Consider the following 18,990-nt stretch of genomic DNA (forward strand, 5'->3'; position numbering starts at 1 on the left):
TCGGGAGAGGGAAGGAGACGCGAAGCGCCGGAAGGGTGAGGGTGGAGGAAGCCCCGGACCTAGCCGATCACTGGCACTTGGCGGCGGTGCGTCCGGCGGTGATCTGCGACTTCATCGAAGCGGACAGCTTGGCGCCGTACACGTCGGACAGTTCGTCATAGACCTTGCAGGCGTCGGCGGCCTTGTTCAGCTTGGTCAGCGCCTGGCCCAGATAGAGCAGGCTGTCGGGTGCGCGCTCGCCGTCCGGGAATTTCTTGTAATTCTCGTAGAACGCCATCGACGCCAGGCTGGGCTTGCCCGAGTCGAGATAGGTACGGCCCAACAGATTCTGGGCATAGCTGGCGCGGCGGCTCTTGGGATAATCCGCGACCACCTTCTTCAACTGCGTCTCCGCCTCGGCATAGCGCTTGGCCGTCCACAGGCGATAACCATAGAGATAGGCGTCCTCCGCCGCATCACCGGTCGAGGGCTTGTCCACCGCCGCGCCACCCGTCGCGGGCGCGGTGCTGGCGGTGTCGCCGGTCACGACCGAAGCCGCCGCCGGGCTCTTGCCGCCCGTGGACGCCGCCGGGGCCGAATCGAGCGGCGCGCTCTGCCCGGCGGGCGCGATCGGCGCGGGGCCGGACTCCAATGCCTTCAGCCGCGCCTCGGTGCCGCGCCTATAGGCGTCGAACTGGTCCTGAAGCTGGCGGGTGCGATAGCCATTCTGTTCGATCTGACCGGTCAGGCTCGCCATCTGCTCTTCCAGCGAGGTGACGCGCGCGGTCAGGTCGCTCAGCGCGCTCGACGCGGGAACGCCGGGGGCCTGCGCCTGGGTCTGCGGCGCGGTGATCTCGGGCTGGACATAGCCGCCCGCGCCGTTCGGAAACACCTTGCGCTGGACCGCGCGCATTTCGCTTTCCAGCTTGCCGACGCGGCCCTCGACATTGGACTGCGCCATGGCGGCGGTCGGCAGGATCGTCAGGGCCGCAATCCCGGCCAGCAACAGATTACGCATCGGTCTCACCCCCCGCTGGGCATCATCAAGAACATAACGGACGCTATCCTGCTCCGTCACGGCTGTCTCCAGCCTGAAGGAGCCGGCCCCTTACAGATCCGCCGGGGCCGTGGTGGCGGTGGTCGGCGATGGCGCGGGGGCCGGAACCGTATCGCCCGCCTGCTCCGACGAGGGCCGTCGCGCAGACCGCTCGCGCGTCGTGCTGCGGCCCGTGCCGGTCGCCGCCGTCGTGGCGGACGGCACGGGCGCGCCGGACAGCCGCGCCGCGATCGAGGCGGGGTCGAGCCGCACATCCTTGATCGCCCGCGATCCGTCGCCCAGCGGCGCAAGCTCCTTGCCGTCCAGCGTCACGCCCAGCTTGTCGGGACGCCCGACATTGAGCAGCGGCCCCTTGGCATCGGCGGGCACTTCATATTGTTCGCCGGGCTTCAGCGTGCCCATCTTCAGCGTGACATTGTCCGCATCATAGACGCGCAGCCAGACCTCGCCCTTGGCGGTCAGCACCACCTTGCCCGCCGTCACCGGGGTCGGGCTGGGCGCCGGGGCGGCTGCGGCCTCGGTCGCGTTGGTCAGCGGGGTGGCGGCGGGCACCTCCTGCGCGGTGCGGTCGCGGCGGAACAGGTCGGTGCCGTACCACAGCCCCGCGATGATCAGCAGCGCCAGCGCCAGCCCGACCCCGACGATCGCCAGCCCGCGCGAGGGAACGCGGGCGGGGTCGGCGATATCCTGCGGCACATATTCGGTGGTACGGCGACCCAGCCGGTCGACATCGGCGCGCACCGCCTGTGCGATCGCCACCTCGTCCGCGCCGACGGCACGGGCATAGGCCTTGGCGAAACCGACCGCATAGGTGGCCGATGGCAGGCTCTGATAATCGGATGCCTCGATCGCCGCGAGATGGCGACTGGGGATGCGGGTGCGAGCCCCGATATCGCCCAGCGAAAGCCCCTGCGCCTCACGCGCCGTGCGCAGGACGTCACCGGCGCGGGCAGGTGCCGCCGGTGCGGCATCGTGGCCGGGATTGACCTCGTCCATTCTCAACTCCGAAGTGACCATGGCCCACCCCATGATCGCGGTCGTTCTTTCAGAGCCCCGTGCGCAAGTCAACGCGGGGCCCCGGCTTGATTTAGGCCAATTCCACACCGTTCGTCGCAGCCCAGGCACCAAGCGCCCCGCGCATGTCGCGCACGGGATGGGCCAGCAGCCGCGCCATCTCCTTGGCGATCGCCGAACGGTCGAGCGAGCGGATCATCGCCTTGACCGGCCCCACCGCGGCGGGCGTGATCGACAGGCGTTCGATGCCCAGCCCGATCAGCGCCATCGCCTCCAGCGGACGCCCGCCCATCTCACCGCATACGCCGATCGGCACCCCCGCCGCGCGGGCGGGATCGACCACCCGGCGGAGGAAGCGCAGGATCGACGGGCTCAGCCAGTCGTAACGCTCGGCCAGCTTGGGATTGGCGCGATCGGCGGCGAACAGGAACTGGGTCAGGTCGTTGGTGCCGATCGACAGGAAATCGACGTTCGGCAGGATCAGGTCGAGCTGTTCGGCGAGCGCGGGCACCTCCAGCATCGCGCCGTAGCGCACGTCGATCGGCGGGCGACGCCCGCGCGCGCCCAGCCAGGCCCGCTGCGCCTCGAACAACGCCTTGGCCTCGTCGAACTCCCAGGCTTCCGACACCATCGGGAACATGATGTGGAGCGTGCGTCCCGCCCCCGCCTCGATCAGAGCGCGGGCCTGTGCCTTCATCAATCCTTCGCGTTCCAGCGCGAGGCGAAGCGCGCGCCAGCCCATCGCCGGATTCTCTTCATCCGCCGCATCGGTGTTCAGATAGGGCAGCGCCTTGTCCCCGCCGATATCGATGGTGCGGAAGATCACCGGCCGGTCGCCCGCCGCCTCCAGCACGTCGCGGTACAGCCGCTGCTGCCGCTCGCGCTGTGGCAGGGTGGCCGATACCAGGAACTGGAATTCGGTGCGGAACAACCCGATCCCGTCCGCCCCCGTGGTGTCGAGCGCGGCGGCGTCGTCGCGAAGCCCGGCATTGACCATCAGCGTGATGCGGCGACCATCCTTCGTCACCGGCGGCACGTCGCGCAGCGCCGCGAAGGCCGCGCGCCGCTTCTGCCGGAGTTGCAGCTTCGCCTCGAACGCCTCCTCCATCGCGGCGGTCGGGCGGACCAGCACGCTGCCCTCGGTCACGTCGAGCAGCAACTGGTCGCCATCGGCGATCTGCCGCCGCATGTCGCGCACGCGGCCCAGCACCGGCACGCCCATCGCCCGCGCGACGATGATGACATGCGCGGTCAGCGACCCTTCCTCCAGAATCACGCCCTTCAATCGCCGCCGGTCATATTCCAGCAATTCGGCGGGCCCCAGATTGCGCGCGAGCAGGATCGTATCCTGCCGCAGCCCGAGTTGCGCCGCCGTGCCCATCTGGCCCGAGACGATGCGGAGCAGCCGGTTGGACAGATCCTCCAGATCGTGCATCCGGTCGGCGAGAAGCGGATCGTCGATCTGGCGCATCCGCTGGCGGGTACGCTGCTGCACCCGCTCGATCGCGGCCTCGGCGGTCAGGCCGCTGTCGATCGCCTCGTTGATGCGGCGCGCCCAGCCCTCGTCATAGGCGAACATCTTATAGGTCTCGATGACCTCGACATGCTCGCCCGCGACGCCGAACTCGGCCTCGCGCGCCATGCGGTCGATCTGTTCGCGCATCTTGTCGAACGCGGCATAGACGCGGCGGCGCTCGGCATCGATATCCTCGGCAACCGTATGCTCGATGACGATGCGCGGCTGGTGATAGACGGCGAAACCGCTGCCCATGCCATCGACCAGCTTTTGTCCGCTCAAACGGACCGAAGCGGTCATCTGCGGCCGCGTGCCCGCCGCCCCCGCCGCATCGATCAGCCCGGCATTGGCGATCAGTTCGGACAGCACCATCGCGACGGTCTGAAGCGCCTCGATCTCGACATCGGCATATTTGCGCGGTTCGCTATGCTGGACCGCCAATACGCCCACCGCCCGCTCGCGCCGGATGATCGGCACGCCTGCAAAGCTGTGGAACCGGTCCTCGCCCGTCTCGGGCTTATAGGCGAAGTCGGGGTGGCTGGCCGCTTCGTCGAGGTTCAGCACCTCGACATCCTCGGCGATGGTGCCGACCAGCCCCTCGCCCAGCGCCATCTTGGTGACGTGCACCGCCTCCTCGGCCAGCCCGCGCGTCGCGAACAGTTCCAGCACCCCTTCGCGCAGCAGATAGATGGAACACACCTCGCTGCCGATCGCCTCGCCGATGATCTGGACGACCTGGTTCAGCTTGGCTTGGGCGGTGGTGCGCGACGCCATGACGTCGTGCAGACGAACGAGGATCTCGCGGGCGGATGCGGCGGCCGAAACGGGCATGGCTACAGGGCTAACAGACGGGATGCGGGGGTGTCATGTCCTAATATCGCGGCACCGTGCCTTTTGGCCATCGGGCGACCCGAACAAAGTCGCTGATATGTATCATGTTTCAAATATTTATCAGGAACAGCGGAGGAAACGACCGGTTGCGTCAAGATCAGTCACGGGAGAGCATCATGCCCAAATTCCTAACCCTCGCGCTTGTCCTCGGCGCCGCCGCCGCGCCCGCCATCGCACAGACCCCGCCGCCCCCTCCCCCCGCCGCCGCCAAGGCGCAGGCCGCCGCCTATGTGAAAGCCGCCGGGATGAGCGATCTCTACGAGATCACGTCGAGCCGGATCGCGCTGCAAAAGTCGAAGAACGAGGACGTGCGGCGATTCGCCCAGATGATGATCGACCATCATATGCAGACGACCGCCGCGACGGTCCGCGCCGCCAAGCAGGACGGGCTGTCCCCCATGCCGCCCAAGCTGGGTGGCGCAGAAGCGTCGATCGGCGAATTGCGCCGCGCTTCCGCTGCGGATTTCGACCGGCTGTATATCGGCCAGCAACTGCCCGCGCATCAGGCCGCGCTCGACCTGCATCAGAGCTTCGCGACGAACGGCGACAAACCCGCGCTGAAGACCAGCGCCCAGAGCGCGGTGCCGATCGTGCAGCAGCATATCCAGATGCTCGAGCAGATGCCGCGTTGACCCTACTTCACTCCTCCCCAGGCCACGCTTGGGGAGGGGATCGCCGCGAAGCGGTGGTGGAGGGGCATTCCCACCAGCGGGGGCACCCCTCCGTCAGACCTTCGGTCTGCCACCTCCTCTTGCAGGGGAGGATTTACACCTCGCTCGCCAGCGCCGTGCGGTCGATCTCCGCGATCGATCGCACGCCGGTCAGGGTCATCGCCACGCGCATCTCCGCATCGATCAGGCGCAGCAGGTTGGCGACCCCGGCCTCTCCATCGGCGGCGAGCGCATAGATGAACGCGCGACCCAGCATCACCGCGTCCGCGCCCAGCGCCAGCATCCGCACCACGTCCAGCCCCGAGCGGACACCCGAGTCGGCCAGCACCTTCAACTCGCCCTTCACCGCATCGGCGATGGCGGGCAAGGCACGGGCGCTGGAGCGGACGCCGTCCAATTGCCGCCCGCCATGGTTGGACACGACAATCCCGTCCGCGCCGAACCGCACCGCGTCGCGCGCATCTTCGGGGTCGAGAATGCCCTTGATGACGATCGCGCCCTTCCAGACATCGCGAATCCATTCCAGGTCGCGCCAGGCGATCGACGGATCGAAATTGGCGGCGAGCCAGCCGATATAATCCTCCAGCGCTGTCGGCATGCCGCGATAGGCGGAGATATTGCCCAGATCATGCGGTCGCCCGCGAAGCCCCACGTCCCAGGCCCAGCGCGGATGCATCGCCGCCTGCACCATCCGGCGAAAGGCCGCGTTGGGCCCCGACATGCCCGCATGCGCATCCCGGTAGCGTGCGCCCGGCACCGGCATGTCGACGGTGAAGACCAGCGTCTTCACCCCCGCCGCCTGCGCCCGCTCCAGCGCATCGCGCATGAAGCCCCGGTCGCGCAGCACATAGAGCTGAAACCAGATCGGCGCGGAGGACGCCGCCTGAACCTCCTGAATCGCACAGACCGAGACGGTGGACAGAATGAAGGGCACCCCCTTCACCGCCGCCGCCCGCGCCGCCTGCACTTCGCCGCGCCTGGCATACATGCCCGCCAGCCCGACCGGCGCGAGGATGACCGGCATCGCCATGCGGGTGCCGAACAACTCGGTTTCCAGCGACAGGCCGGCGACGTTGCGCAGCACCCGCTGCCGGAGTTCGATGGCCGCCAGATCCGCGACATTGTGGCGCAGCGTATGCTCGGCATTCGCTCCCCCATCCAGATAATGGAACAGGAAGGGCGGCAAGCGCCGCCGCGCGGCTTCCCGATAATCGGAGGGGGCGGAAATAATCATCGGACGAAGGGTTCCAAATTCTTCCAGCTGGAGGCTGAGCGACGGGGCACGCGCCTGTCCGTACAACGCCCTATCCCGCGATACAAAGGGAGGCGAACGGCCTGGAGGATCGCCATCGAGCACCCCGGACCACATCCGCGCCACCCGAGCCTATCGCGGGCACGTCAAAGCCCAGCCAATCAGACCCCGAGCGAGAGATTCGGCAAGAGGCCGAACCAATGTTTTGGGTGACTCACCGGCAACAGCGGCCCGCCTGACGTGACCCCCGTTTCTTCATCCAACTGGAAGTAGAGACCGTCTCCTTAAAGGGACGGACGGAATGAAGCGGAAGCAGTTTTCGGAAGAGCAGATCATCGGCATCCTGAAGGAGGCCGAGGCGGGTGCGGTGGTGACGGAGCTGTGCCGCAAGCACGGGATGTCGAGCGCGACTTACTATGCGTGGAAGGCGAAGTTCGGCGGCCTGGAGGTATCCGACGCAAAGCGCCTGCGGTCGCTCGAAGAGGAGAACGCCCGGCTCAAACGGCTACTGGCGGACACGATGCTGGACAATGCGGGGTTGAAAGACCTGCTGTCAAAAAAGTGGTGACGCCCGCCGCGAAGCGGCAAGCGGTCGCGCATCTCCAGGCGACGTTGGGGATGAGCGAGCGGCGGGCATGCACGGTCGTTGGGGCAGACCGCACGAGCATGCGGTATCGCTCGTGCCGGGCGGATGATGGCGACCTGCGGTCGCGGCTGCGCGAGCTGGCGCAGCAACGCCGACGGTTCGGCTATCGGCGTCTGCACATCCTGCTGCGCCGGGACGGCATCACGATCAACCGCAAGAAGACCCAGCGGCTCTATCGTGAGGAGGGTTTGACGGTCAGGCGCCGGAAGGGACGAAGGCGCGCCACAGGCAGCCGTGCGCCCGCGTCAGTGCTGGCGCTTCCCAACCAGCGCTGGAGTCTGGACTTCGTCCACGACCAGCTCGTGACCGGCCGTCGGTTCCGCGTGCTCAACATCGTCGATGACGTCACGCGCGAATGCCTTCGGGCGGTGGTGGACACGTCGATCTCGGGCCGGCGGGTCGTGCGCGAGCTGGCCGATCTGATCGCCGAGCGTGGCAGGCCGAAGATGATCGTCAGCGACAACGGGACCGAACTGACGTCGAACGCGGTGCTCGCCTGGTCCGGCGATGCCCGCATCGAGTGGCATTACATCGCGCCGGGCAAGCCCACGCAGAACGGGTTCGTCGAGAGCTTTAACGGTCGCATGCGCGACGAGCTGCTCAACGAGACGCTGTTCTTCACCATCGGTCAGGCCCGCTCGATTCTGGCCCGCTGGGTCGACGACTACAACAACGAGCGTCCGCACTCCTCGCTCGGCTACGCCACTCCGGCAGCCTTCGCTGCCGGGCTCGAACAGCAACGGGCGGGGTTAACCCCGCCCGTTGCTTCACCTGCGCTTATGCGCGAAAACCACGGTCGGTCTCTGGTTGCCGCTGGATGAAAGACCGGGGTCACGTCACACCGGCAAAAGTTAACGCATCGCCCCAAGCAGCACCTGCACCTGCGCTCCAGGCATGGGACGCTGCAATGGCGCGGCTTCTAAATGCACAACATGAGGAAGCCCTTGAGGATGCGCGGTTCGATCTCGTACGTGCCGCATGGAAACGCACCGCGCCCGATGAAACTGCGGTCGACTGGGCTAAGCTGACGTTTGCCGATCGCCGCGATCTGATGAAGCTCGATATCGATGCATATCGCGCAACACTCATGGCCCCGCATTGGGAAAGACCTATCGTTGCCGACCGTATATCCCAGCGCCTCGCCGCCTTGGAGCAATTACGCGCCTACCGAGAGGCAATTCGAGCCAATGACGAGCGTCACGCTTATTCTCGTGCCGTCGAACGATGTGAATTGGCGATAGAGCGTACCTGCGAGGCAGAAGCCACGCTGATGAACATGCCTGCGCCACATTGCCAAGCCCTCTTGTGGAAGCTGCAAACCATTCTGGTGATCGATGCTGATGGCTCGACCTCCAGTTGGAGCGGTTCGTATGTCGAGCAGACGATAGCCGACATGAGTCGGCTTCTCGGCACCGATGCGCAATTCCACCCTTAGAAGGCCGAATGAAACGTTTATGCGTTCTCGGCGAACACATATTTGACAAGCCTGCCTGCCGGTGTCATGTTCATCAAGAACATAAAACGGGGTTCAGTATGAAACTTGGGATACTTTTGCACTTGGTGGGCCTGAACCGGAACACCTTCAACACCATGAACCGGCGCACGCCGCTGCGCTTCATGGAACGCAACCTTCTGGATGACCGATCCTACGACCGATACACGTTCACCCATGCAGTAGCGGTTGGATGCGTCGTTGAGTTGATGAACGCGGGCCTGCCAGCCAACAGAGCATCAAGCGTTGTCGACGCCACGTTCGACTTCATCGACGCGGCCGTTGATGAATTTTCCAAAAATATATCAAGCAACAATTGGTGGCTGACTGTCACAAATTTTGCCGATGGAAGCTATGGATGGGCTGGCGGCCAAGAAGACGCACGCCCCCTTGGCGATCAAATGGTCCTGAGCAAGTTGACCATTAACATTGAAGCCGTTTGGCAGTCGATGTCTCAGCGGATTGGAACGACGCGCGATCCAAGCAATAAGGATGACTGACATGAGCGATCGAGCCGTCGCCAAGCAGGCGGACCTTGAACGCACGCTGAAAGCTATGCGCAAGGCGGGCTACCCATCCGCGCGGGTTATCATGGAGCCGGGTCGGCTTACCATTGTTGCTGGTCCATCCGAAAACCCGCCCCAAACCAACACCTGTGACGCGCTGTTCGGATGAAATCGAAAAAGTGGCTTCCCGCTAATGTCGGCTCCTACCCAGATCGGCACGGAAAAATCCGTTACCGCTGGCGCAAGAAGGGCTTCAAATCCTACGCGTTCAAAAGTGCGCCAGGGACCGAAGCCTTCTTGCAGGAACTTCGCGCCTGCGAGGACGGGAGCGCAGCGCCTGCGATAGAGCCGGGTGCCGGTCGTATCAAGACGGGCACTTTTGACGATCTTCTTTGCCGCTACTATCGCTCACCCGATTTCCTTGATCCCGGCCCTCGAACTCAGACCGTCTATCGGGGCGTTCTGGAACGCTGGCGCGCGCGGGTGGGCAAAAGTGGCAAGCGCTATGGCGAAGCCCTGGTTCGTGACCTCCATGCCCGGCATGTCGAGAAAATGCTCGCAGAGTTACTGCCACATCGAACGGCGGCAAATATGCTGCGCAAGCGTCTGTCTGCCCTGATGAAATTCGCCGTCCGGATCGATATGGCATCGACTAACCCGGTTGCGGCCACACGCCCATTTAAGGTTGAAGGCAAAGGCTTTTACACTTGGTCCGAAGAGGACATCGCGGCATACGAAGCGCGACACCCGCTCGGCACAACGGCTCGACTGGCGTTCGACCTGATGCTGTGGACCGGACAGCGTGGCGGAGACGCCCGCGTTATGGGGCCCGGCCACATACGCGAACGCCGATTGGTGGTGACGCAGGAAAAGACCGGCGTCGTGGTGTCGCTGCCGATCCTCGCACCGCTTGCCGAATCGATCCTCGCCACGCCGCTTCGCGGCCTCGTTTTCGTAATGAGTGAACACAGCCGCCCCTACACGCCCAAAGGCTTCGGCAACAAAGTGCGCCAATGGTGCGACGAAGCGGGCCTCCCCCGCTGTTCGGCCCATGGCCTGCGCAAAGCCGCCGCGCGTCGTTTCGCGGAAGCCGGTTGCTCCAATCAGCAAATCAAGGCGTGGACCGGCCATACCACCGACAGCGAGGTTGCGCGTTACACGGCTGCGGCCAATCAGCAGGTTCTTTCGGACGCCGCAGGCGAGCAGCTATTGGCTAACCTTCGCGAAAGGTTAGCCACCACAACGGATAAACCGTTGAAAGGCGGTGCATAAATGGAAAAGCTGGCGCGCCCGAGATGAAAGCGATGGGCACTCAGATTGTTGGGAAATTTGGGTGGCGAGGGCGGCGTGACAGCGGGCAATTGATGAGCATGGTCGGCAGGCCGCCGTCAATTACGCCCAATCCCTCAGGCATTCGCATATGATCGCTCCCGGCTAGACAGGCGCGCTGGGACAGCCGGTCTGCGCCACTCGGCTTGTTCGGGCTGAGAGACCCGATGATCCTAACCCAATAGCGTGGCGTGGGGGCTGGGTGATGCATGTCGCCCATGATGGCGCACAAAGCTGGAGCCGGCCGCTGCCATTTTCCCACCAGTGGATCAGCCTAAAGCCGTCGAAACCGGATGGCCTGCCCACCGCCGGACGCAAGATCGAGCGACAACTGGTCTCCGGCAGTCACCACCTGCTGCCGGATTGCCAGTTTTTCCGGGGCGGTGCGCCAGTCGGCGCCCGGACCGTCGGCATAGATGGTCGCCTCGTACCGCGCGCCCTTGTCCAGAAAGTCGAGCGGCACCGTCAGCGTGCGCCGCCGTGTCGCTGGTGATCGCGCCCAGATACCAGTCGGGGCTGTTCCGGTCATGCCGTGCGACGACCGCATATTCTCCGATCCGGCCCTGAAGCGTGCGACTTTGCTCCCAGTCGGTCGGAACGTCGCGGATGAAGCCGAAGGCGTCGGCATGGTCGTCATAATGTTCGGGCAGGTCGACCGCCATCTGCACCGGGCTGTACAGCACGACATACAGTGCCAACTGGTTGGCGATGGTCGAGGGCACGCGATTGTCGGGCCGCGTCGCGCGATAGTCGAAATGGACGACACCGGGCGTATAGTCGAACGGCCCCGACAACAGCCGGGTGAAGGGCAGGATGGTCATATGATCGACCGAATTGCCGCCATCGGGGCTGCCGCCATTATATTCCTGCCCCCGCGCGCCTTCGCGGCTCATCAGGTTGGGCCAGGTACGGCGTAGGCCCGTATCCTTGACGGGCTCGTGCGGGAAGATGGCGATATGGTGCCGCGCCGCCGCCTCGACGACCTTTTGCAGGCTCTGCACGGCATATTGGCCGTCGGGCCATTCGGTTTCGTCCAGTCGCGTGCCGACATAGCCCAGCTTGATCGAACGCACGCCGTAGCGGTCGTAATAATCCAGCGCGGGTTCCAACTGGCGGAGATAGTCCGTCACCTGTCCGCCGGTTTCGTGATGGCCGATCAGGTCCACGCCCTTGGCGCGGGCGTGGGCGGACACTTCGCCCATGTCGAAGGCGGGTTGGGCGCGGTCGAAGACGAAGCGCGAATGGCCGTTCTTCCACCATTGGGGCACGTCCCACCCGACATTCCACCCTTCGACCAGCACGCCGGGAATGTCGTGCTTTGCTGCCCAGTCGATATAGGATTTGGCACGCGCGGTGGTCGCGCCCAGCTTCGGCCCCGGCTCCCAGGTCAGGAGGCCGGTGTGCATCGCCCAGAAGATGCCGATATATTTTTCGGGCTTCACCCAGGACACGTCGCCCAGCCGATTGGGCTCGTTGAGGTTCAGGACAATGGTCGAGTCCGCCAGATGCGCGGCGTCGGGCGCGACCATGACCACGCGCCACGGCGTCACCGCCCCGCCATGCGTCCGCGCCCGGTCGCCATTGGACCAGGGCGACAGATCGGCCTTGAGCGTCCGGCTGTTCTCCTCGGGCATCCGCAGGTTCATCGACGGGAAGTCGACCAGCGCCGCCTCATGCACCGCCATCGCCACGCCGTCCCCCTCCAGCGTCAGCGGGGTCTGCGCGGTCTGGATCGCCGACAGCGCCGAGCGGCTATATTCATATTCGCTATATTTCTCGCGATAGGCGGGGATCGACCAGGCGCGGTAGTTCTGCGCGAAGTGGAACTCGGTTGCCTCATCGGTCACGACCAGCGGCTGCTCCGCCGCGCCGGGCAGCGTGTAGCGAAAGCCGAAGCCGTCATCGAACACGCGGAACTCGATACCCAGCTTGCGGCCGTCCGGCGCGGCGAGCGTCGCGACCAGCCCGCGATAGTTTTCGCGCATCCGTCGCCGCTCGCCCCAGGGTTGTGTCCAGGCCCGGTCGAGCGCGGTCGGGCGGCTGGAAACCAGCGTCAGCTCGTGGTCGATCGGCGCGGCATCCTTGAACCGGAAGCCCAGCCGCGACCGGTCGAGGATCGGCCTGCCGTCATAGCGGGCGCGGTACACCGCCTCGCCATGATCCACCGCCAGATCGACCGCGATGCGGCCATCGGGCGAGGTGACCGTCTGCCACGCCTGTCCCAAGACCGGGGTCGCCGCGACCAGCGCCGCGAGCCCGACGATCATGCCCAGCCGCTTTTGCATCAGAAGCTGTAGGTCAGGCTGGCGCGGACACGGCGGCCGAAGATCGGGCGGCCCTGGAACGCGGTTTCCTGCACCCCGATGATCGAGCCCGCGCGCGGATTGCCCTCGGTCAGGCCCACCTCGTTGAACAGGTTGGTCGCGACCACCTGCGCCTGGAGCGCATCGGTGACCTTCCAGTTCGCGCCCAACCGCACCTCGGTATAGCTGGGCAGGACGATGGTGTTCGCCACATCGACATAGCGCTTGCCGGTATAGGCCGCCTCGCCGAAGATGTTCACCCGGTCGGCCAGCAGGTGCAGCGTCGGGCGGATCGAGGCCTGGACCTGCGGCTGGCGGACGATCTGGTTGCCGCTGAAGTCGAACGGTCCGCTCGCATCCTGTCCGGCGAAGCTCGTATAACTGATCTTCTGGTAATTGCCGCTCGCCGCCAGTTCGAAAAAGTCGACCGGGCGCAGCGAGACTTCGACCTCGACCCCCTTGGACTCCGCCGCCGCCGTCTGGTTGATCGTCTGCGCTTGGCCGTTCGGCCCCGCCACGATCGTCTGGAAAGCGATGTTCGGGAATTTGTTGTAGAACAAGGTGACGAAAGCCGAGAAGGGCCGGGTCGCATATTTCAGTCCGCCCTCGACCAGGTCGATGCGGTTCTCGACCGGCACGCCGCCGAACCACTGGACGAATTCCGGCGTGACGCGGAAGCTGCGGCTGTAGCGGGCGAAGGCGGCGACGCGCTGGCTGAACTCGTAATTCGCGCCCGCCGAAAAGGCCCATTGGCCGGTCTTGAACCGATAGGGCGTATTCGCGCCGGTGAAGACCAGCACATTGTCGTCGGCGACCGTCGTCGCATCGCCCAGATTGGCGCGGGCCGTCTGCGCGATCGTGCCTTCTTTCGCCACATGGTGATAGCGTGCGCCCAGATCGATGCGAAGCGCCTCGGTCACCTGCCACGCATCGGTCATGTAGAAGGCGTTGATCGTCACCTTGTCACGAAAACGCTGGAGGTTGCTGTGCAGGTTGAGCAGGCCGTTCTTGGTCAAGGCCGCCGTCTGCTGCCCCGCCGCGTTCAGTCCGACCACATCGAAATAGCGCGGGCGGTTGATCGCCTCGACCAGGATGTCGTTCCAGTTCCAGTTCTGCGTCTGCTTGAAATGGCTGAAATAATAGCCTGCGGTCAGGGTATGGCGACCGATGCCGGTGTCGAGCTTCTTGGTGACGCTCAGGTCGTTGATCACATTCTCGACATTGACGACCGTGTTGAAGATGCTCTGCGTCAGCGCCAGCTGATTGCCGAGCGCAGAGGCGGCAACGGTCTGGCCGTTACTGGCGTCGCGATAGACGGCGGACACGGTGTCGGGCCGCGCGGCCTGCAACCGGGTCAGGGCGCTTGTCAGAAAGCCCTGCGACGTCGTGATACCCGAGCTGAACAGCCCGTTAAAGTCCACCGTGCCGGTCGTGTAACGCGCGCGGTCGTTGATCTCCCAGCCATCGCCCAGCGGCTTGTTGAAGATCGCGGTGAAGGTATCGGTGTCGGTATGGATGCCCTGGGTCAGGTCCACCCGCTTGTTGAACGCCCCGCTGCCATCGGGCACGGTCAGCCGCGCGAACGCCGTGTTGACCAGCGTGCCGGTGCCCGCGTCCAGGCCGGGCAGGCCCTGGGACGGGCTGGCCAGCGGGATGGCGGTGTAGAAGATGTTCTTGTCGTCCAACTTGCGATAGCTGACGAACAGCGAGCCGGTGTCGGCAAAGTCATATTGCAGGCCGACGCGGAACTGCCCGCCCTGGTTGCCGGTGAAGCCGGGGTTCCGCAGGCCGTTATCCTCGCGGTAGAAGCCGCCGATCACAAAGGACAGCCGATCGCTCAGCGGGCCGGAGACGTTGGCGTCCATCCGGTAATGATCCCAGTCGCCGACCTCGCCCTTCACCATGCCCTGCAACGTGCGGGTCGGCCGCTTGGTCAGGACATTGACGACGCCGCCCGGCGCGTTGGACGCGGTGATCGACGCCGAGCCGCCGCGAACGATCTGGAGCGAGTCGATGGTGCCGTCGACGCGGAAGAATTCGTCGGCATTGGTGAAGGCGCCCGCACCCTCCTCCCAGACCGGCAGGCCGTCCTCCAGTAGCGGGAGATAGCGGTAATTGTCCGCCGGAAGTCCGCGCGAATAGACATTGTTGCCGACCTCGCCGCCCGAACTTTCGACATAGATGCCCGGTGTCGAGGCGATCAGGTCGGCAATGCCCAGCGGGGCCTTTTGCGCGATCGCCTGCGGATCGATGGTGGTGATGGCGTAGGACGTCTCGAACTTGCGGGTCCCGGTGCGGGTGCCGGTGACGATGATCTCGTTCAGGCCCAGGTCATCGGCCTGCGCCGCCTCGGTCGCGGGATCGGCCTTTGCCTCGGCGGCCGGTGGGGCGGATTGCGCCAGCAGGGGGGCGACGGGCACCATCCCTGCAACCGAAGCCATCAACGCCAAGCGACATCCACGCATGATAATCCCCTCCAAGACGCCTCTGACGGGCGGTCCACCTGATGAGGGAAAAATGAGGTCGCGCGCAAAATTATGCAATGCGTATTTGCAAACGATTGCAATTTACATGAAATTGCTGGGCGTCATGTAGATAAGTTGCTTTTTTTCTGTGCCTTGCTGAACCCGCTGGACATTATTTTGCACGAGATCGGCGCCTTTTAGCGGCCGCAGGATTCGCGAATCACAAGGTCGGTCGGCAACCGCTCCGACTTGGCGCGATGGCCGTCGATGATGCGCAGCAGCTTTGAGACCAGGAGATTGCCCGCCTTGATGACATCCTGCCGGATGGTCGTCAGCCCCGGCGTCGACAGCGCCGCCGCGTCGATATCGTCATAGCCGATCACCGCCACATCCTCGGGCACGCGCAGGCCGCGCTGGCGCAGCGTCTGGATCGCGCCGAGCGCCACCAGGTCGGAGGCCGCGACGATCGCGTCGAACGCGATGCCCCGCTCCAGCAGATTGTCGACCGCCTCCGCCCCCTCGAACCGCCCGGCGGTCGGCGTCTGGACCATGGCGGGATCGAACGCCACGCCGTGTGCCGCCAGCGCTGCGCGATAGCCGTCCAACCGGATCGCGATCTGCGAAAAGGGCGTGCGGGCCGCCGCAATCGGCGGCATCGCGCCGATAAAGGCAATGCGCCGCCGCCCTTTGCGCAGCAGATGCGCGGTCGCCTGGAATCCGCCCTCAAGATTGTCGCTGCCGATTGAGCAATAGCTTTGCCCCGCCACCTCGACCCCCCAGGCGACCAGCGGCTTGCCCATATCCGCATAGCGGTTGAGCGTGTCGTGGAACTGCGATTGGCCCAGGAAAATCGTACCCGCATAAGCGCTCTGGTCCAGGAACTGACCCAGCGTCGCATCGTCATAGGGCGTCTGCCACACGATCGACACGTCGCGCCGCCGCTCGCGCAAGGCGGTGCCGATCCCGCCGATCAGCGCCAGTTCGAACGGATTGGCAAGCTGGCTGCCATGCGCGGTCGCGACCGGCACGACGAGGCAGATCTGCTCCGACAGCGACGGCACGGCGCGGCGTATCTTTTGCGGCACATGAACATAACCCAGCCTTTCGGCGGTGCTCAGCACCCGCTCGCGCGTCTCCTCGCTGATCGCGCTATGCCCGGTCAGCACCCGCGATACGGTCGCGACCGACACGCCGGTTTCCGCCGCGATCCCGCCCAGCGTCGGCCCACCCCGTTTCACCCGCGCCATGATCGACCCGATATTTGCATTACCTTGCACTAGGCCAAGGCGGTGTCCGCGTCCATGGTCGACAGACATAGACTCAGCACCGCCCCGATCGCCATCAACCCGCCCGCCAGGGGCAGGACGGGCCAGGCCATGCCGCACAGTCCGTGCGCGATGACCCATCCCATGCTCAGCCCCGCAACCAGCTGTGGCACGACGATGAAGATGTTCATGACGCCGATGAACATGCCCGCCGTCGCGCTGGGCACCGCTCGCCCGGCCAGCACGAAGGGCGCGCTCAGGATCGAGGCATAGGCGATGCCGATCAGCACCGCACAACCGACCAGTCCGGCGGGATGCGCGACCAGCGCCACGCCCGCCAGCCCGAGCGCGCCCGCCGCCAGCGCCGCCGCATGGACCCGCGTCACCCCGAACCGCCGGAACAGCCCCGGCAGCAGAAAGGCGAACAGCCCGGCCACCCCGTTATAGGTCCCGAACAGAATTCCGACAAAATCCGCCCCCCGCGCATAGGCGGCATCAAAGGGCGAGGTCGCGCCGTAAAGCTGCGCCGCGACCACCGGCGTGGCGTAGACCCAGAGCAGATACAGCCCGAACCAGCTGAGAAACTGGATGGCCGCCACCGGACGCAGCGCCTGCCGGAGTGTGGCGAATTCGGCCCGGCGGCCAGGCCTCGCCGACGGATCATGCTGCGGCGCTTTGGTGGCGGCCGGTTCGCGCACCCGCGCCACCGTCCAGCCGACTGCCAGCGCCACTGCCAGCGCCGCCGCCAGGAACGCCACCCGGATCGACGGCGCGGTCTGGCCCGGCTGGGCGACGTTCGACCAGCCGCCCCAGGCGAGCAGGATCGGCGCACAGGCCCCGGCCAGCGCCCCCAGCCCGATAAAGACGGTCTGCATGGCGTAGCCGCCCGCCTGATCCTCGGGCGACAATGTGTCGGCGACCAGCGCGCGATAGGGTGCGTGGAGTGCATTCATCGCGGCCTCCAGTCCCCAGACCGCCGCCACGGCCACCACCAGCGACGTCGCCATCGGCAAGGCGGCCAGCGCGGCGATCACCAGCAGGGCCGATACCAGGATATAGGGCCGCCGCCGCCCGAACCGACCGCCATGACGATCGCTGATCGCGCCGACGACCGGCTGCACCAGCAAGCCCGTCACCGGCCCGGCCAGCCACAGGATCGCGAGTTGATCGACCGAGGCCCCAAGCCCCTGGAACACCCGGCTCAGGCTGGCGCTCTGGATACCAAATGCGATCTGCAACCCGAGATAGCCGACGCTGAGGTCTAGTCCCTTGATGCGCTTCGATGATCCCATTATTCAGGCCATCCACGACTTCGCCTGCCAGCTCAAGGCGTTCGGCGATCGCATGCTCTGCGAATCCATGGTCGAAATCCGGCCATCAGGGTCAGGCCGCTTCATCCACAAGCCGATCCAACAGCCTGCGGGACTGAAGACCTGGCGTCCAATACTGTCACGATGTCGGGTGCCCATCGCTATCCGGCGGACCGCGATGCAACACACGCATATCCGGCGCTTTTTCAAAATGGCGCGCCCGAGGTGAAAGCGATGGGCACTCCGATCATTGGGAAATTTTGGTGCCGAGGGGAGGTTAGCGGTAATTTTGCGCCATAGTTTCAGTCGATCGGGCGCTGATGATGCGACGTCAAAATCCTTGGCTCGTTCATGTTACTGGGTATCAAGGCGAGGATGACCGAATTCGGTCATTCCCGGCCTTCGTATCCAAGATTCCGAGCGGCAGCCCTTGCCAGAAGCCGACGTTCAACTTTCGGCTGAACGGTGCCGTAGAACGCTAAAAACTGGGCCGATTGCGGACTAACCGCCTTTGCCCAGCGCCCATCAAAGCTGACTTACTATAGTACAGTCCTGTACCGCAAACGCGTTCAACAGGCTGCTGAAAAATGGCTTGGCGGGGGCGGCGGGAGGTGATTCATCGCGAATAAAGCGATGAGGGTGAATGGATACGGGGCGGCGACGCGCGGTCGGGAACCGACGATGCTCGTTGGCGATCTCGCGCATTCGCTCGCGGACAGCATCGTCCTTCCCTCGAAGCGGCTCATATTGCCATGCCGACCGGTTGACCCCGAGCAGCCTGCAGGCACGACGCTCCGAGAAGCCGTGGTCGGCCATCAGCTTGCCCACCGCAGCATAGCGATCGACAGACCGGGTCAGTATTTTCCCAGCAGATCCTTCAGCGCCGACACGTCCAGCATCGACTCCGCCAGCAGATTCTTCAGTCGCCGGTTCTCGTCTTCCAACGTCCGTAAGCGCGCCGCCTCTGACACGGTCATGCCGCCGTATCTCGCCTTCCCGTTGTAGAACGTCGCATCGCTGATGCAATGCTTTCGGCACAGTTCGGCGGTCTTCACGCTAGCCTCATGCTCGCGCAGCACGGCAATGATTTGATTCTCGGTAAAACGGCCTCGCCGCATCGCTCGTCTCCATCTGACGAGCTAACCTACCAATGGCATGATTTCCGGGGGAGCAGGTCGAATCCGCACGCATCAGCCGACAGAACATAATCTGTTATCGTATAATGCCAATCTGGTTCTGCGTGCTTCCGATTGAATGCCAGCCAGCCTGACCTGTCGCCTGCAGCAGATGACCG

At 65.0% G+C, this 18,990-nt stretch carries 17 protein-coding genes and 1 pseudogene; 7 read left to right on the forward strand and 11 right to left on the reverse strand.

Annotation, left to right across the window (positions count from 1 at the left end):
- Positions 1 to 67: 67 nt before the first annotated feature.
- The 3 genes from QE379_RS17585 to ptsP form a co-directional block, all read right to left on the reverse strand.
- Positions 68 to 997, reverse strand: a complete 930-nt coding sequence (locus QE379_RS17585) for a tetratricopeptide repeat protein (protein WP_307002472.1) — start codon at positions 995 to 997, stop codon at positions 68 to 70.
- Between the two features lie 90 nt (positions 998 to 1,087).
- Complete coding sequence (locus QE379_RS17590) at positions 1,088 to 2,032, reverse strand: helix-turn-helix domain-containing protein (RefSeq protein ID WP_307002474.1); 945 nt, start codon at positions 2,030 to 2,032, stop codon at positions 1,088 to 1,090.
- Positions 2,033 to 2,123: 91 nt separating this feature from the next.
- The gene (gene ptsP / locus QE379_RS17595) at positions 2,124 to 4,397 is read right to left on the reverse strand and encodes a phosphoenolpyruvate--protein phosphotransferase (RefSeq protein ID WP_307002476.1); all 2,274 of its coding nucleotides are present in this window, start codon (positions 4,395 to 4,397) and stop codon (positions 2,124 to 2,126) included.
- A gap of 176 nt (positions 4,398 to 4,573) precedes the next feature.
- Here ptsP and QE379_RS17600 point away from each other — a divergent pair, with 176 nt between their 5' ends.
- Positions 4,574 to 5,089 (forward strand): DUF4142 domain-containing protein, encoded by a 516-nt coding sequence (locus QE379_RS17600; RefSeq protein WP_307002478.1) that lies wholly within the window; start codon positions 4,574 to 4,576, stop codon positions 5,087 to 5,089.
- 133 nt (positions 5,090 to 5,222) lie between these two features.
- On the opposite strand, the gene lldD is transcribed toward QE379_RS17600, so the two are convergent.
- Complete coding sequence (gene lldD / locus QE379_RS17605; RefSeq protein WP_307002480.1) at positions 5,223 to 6,362, reverse strand: FMN-dependent L-lactate dehydrogenase LldD; 1,140 nt, start codon at positions 6,360 to 6,362, stop codon at positions 5,223 to 5,225.
- Between the two features lie 319 nt (positions 6,363 to 6,681).
- Between lldD and QE379_RS17610 the strand changes: the two genes are divergently transcribed.
- From QE379_RS17610 to QE379_RS17630, 5 genes are all read left to right on the forward strand, one after another.
- A protein-coding gene (locus tag QE379_RS17610; RefSeq protein WP_373461696.1) for an IS3 family transposase occupies positions 6,682 to 7,847 on the forward strand; the annotation gives its coding sequence in 2 pieces (ribosomal slippage) (positions 6,682 to 6,943 and positions 6,943 to 7,847; 1,167 coding nt in all).
- A gap of 86 nt (positions 7,848 to 7,933) precedes the next feature.
- Positions 7,934 to 8,461: a hypothetical protein gene (locus QE379_RS17615; protein ID WP_307002482.1), complete on the forward strand. Its 528-nt coding sequence runs from the start codon at positions 7,934 to 7,936 to the stop codon at positions 8,459 to 8,461.
- 8 nt (positions 8,462 to 8,469) lie between these two features.
- Positions 8,470 to 9,018 carry a hypothetical protein gene (locus QE379_RS17620; protein ID WP_307002485.1) on the forward strand — a complete coding sequence of 183 codons (549 nt, stop codon included), beginning with the start codon at positions 8,470 to 8,472 and terminating at the stop codon, positions 9,016 to 9,018.
- A gap of 1 nt (position 9,019) precedes the next feature.
- The gene (locus QE379_RS17625) at positions 9,020 to 9,193 is read left to right on the forward strand and encodes a hypothetical protein (RefSeq protein WP_307002486.1); all 174 of its coding nucleotides are present in this window, start codon (positions 9,020 to 9,022) and stop codon (positions 9,191 to 9,193) included.
- Positions 9,190 to 10,296 carry a tyrosine-type recombinase/integrase gene (locus QE379_RS17630; RefSeq protein WP_307002488.1) on the forward strand — a complete coding sequence of 369 codons (1,107 nt, stop codon included), beginning with the start codon at positions 9,190 to 9,192 and terminating at the stop codon, positions 10,294 to 10,296. Before QE379_RS17625 ends, QE379_RS17630 begins: the two co-directional genes overlap by 4 nt.
- Positions 10,297 to 10,627: 331 nt before the next feature.
- Here the strand turns inward: QE379_RS17630 and QE379_RS17635 are convergent, their stop codons facing one another.
- From QE379_RS17635 to QE379_RS17655, 5 genes and pseudogenes are all read right to left on the reverse strand, one after another.
- Complete coding sequence (locus tag QE379_RS17635; RefSeq protein ID WP_307003287.1) at positions 10,628 to 10,990, reverse strand: glycoside hydrolase family 97 C-terminal domain-containing protein; 363 nt, start codon at positions 10,988 to 10,990, stop codon at positions 10,628 to 10,630.
- Positions 10,878 to 12,638: pseudogene (locus tag QE379_RS17640) on the reverse strand (glycoside hydrolase family 97 catalytic domain-containing protein); the annotation flags it as partial. The pseudogene QE379_RS17640 and the gene QE379_RS17635, both read right to left, overlap by 113 nt.
- A complete protein-coding gene (locus QE379_RS17645; protein WP_307002492.1) occupies positions 12,638 to 15,079 on the reverse strand; it encodes a TonB-dependent siderophore receptor in 2,442 nt (813 codons plus the stop codon). The gene QE379_RS17645 and the pseudogene QE379_RS17640, both read right to left, overlap by 1 nt.
- 239 nt (positions 15,080 to 15,318) lie before the next feature.
- Positions 15,319 to 16,368, reverse strand: a complete 1,050-nt coding sequence (locus QE379_RS17650; protein WP_307002494.1) for a LacI family DNA-binding transcriptional regulator — start codon at positions 16,366 to 16,368, stop codon at positions 15,319 to 15,321.
- 29 nt (positions 16,369 to 16,397) lie between these two features.
- Positions 16,398 to 17,678 carry an MFS transporter gene (locus QE379_RS17655; protein WP_307002495.1) on the reverse strand — a complete coding sequence of 427 codons (1,281 nt, stop codon included), beginning with the start codon at positions 17,676 to 17,678 and terminating at the stop codon, positions 16,398 to 16,400.
- On the opposite strand from QE379_RS17655, the gene QE379_RS17660 reads away from it, so the two are divergent.
- The gene (locus QE379_RS17660) at positions 17,659 to 17,925 is read left to right on the forward strand and encodes a hypothetical protein (RefSeq protein ID WP_307002497.1); all 267 of its coding nucleotides are present in this window, start codon (positions 17,659 to 17,661) and stop codon (positions 17,923 to 17,925) included. The two genes, QE379_RS17655 and QE379_RS17660, sit on opposite strands and share 20 nt — an antisense overlap.
- Positions 17,926 to 18,221: 296 nt before the next feature.
- On the opposite strand, the gene QE379_RS19685 is transcribed toward QE379_RS17660, so the two are convergent.
- Together QE379_RS19685 and QE379_RS17665 are read right to left on the reverse strand one after the other, a co-directional pair.
- Entirely contained in the window at positions 18,222 to 18,512 is a 291-nt protein-coding gene (locus QE379_RS19685) for a hypothetical protein (protein WP_373461820.1), read from the reverse strand.
- A 38-nt stretch (positions 18,513 to 18,550) separates the two neighbouring features.
- Positions 18,551 to 18,814, reverse strand: a complete 264-nt coding sequence (locus tag QE379_RS17665) for a transposase (protein ID WP_373461821.1) — start codon at positions 18,812 to 18,814, stop codon at positions 18,551 to 18,553.
- Positions 18,815 to 18,990: the final 176 nt, after the last annotated feature.

Source organism: Sphingomonas sp. SORGH_AS_0879 (genome assembly GCF_030819175.1).
Classification (GTDB): domain Bacteria; phylum Pseudomonadota; class Alphaproteobacteria; order Sphingomonadales; family Sphingomonadaceae; genus Sphingomonas.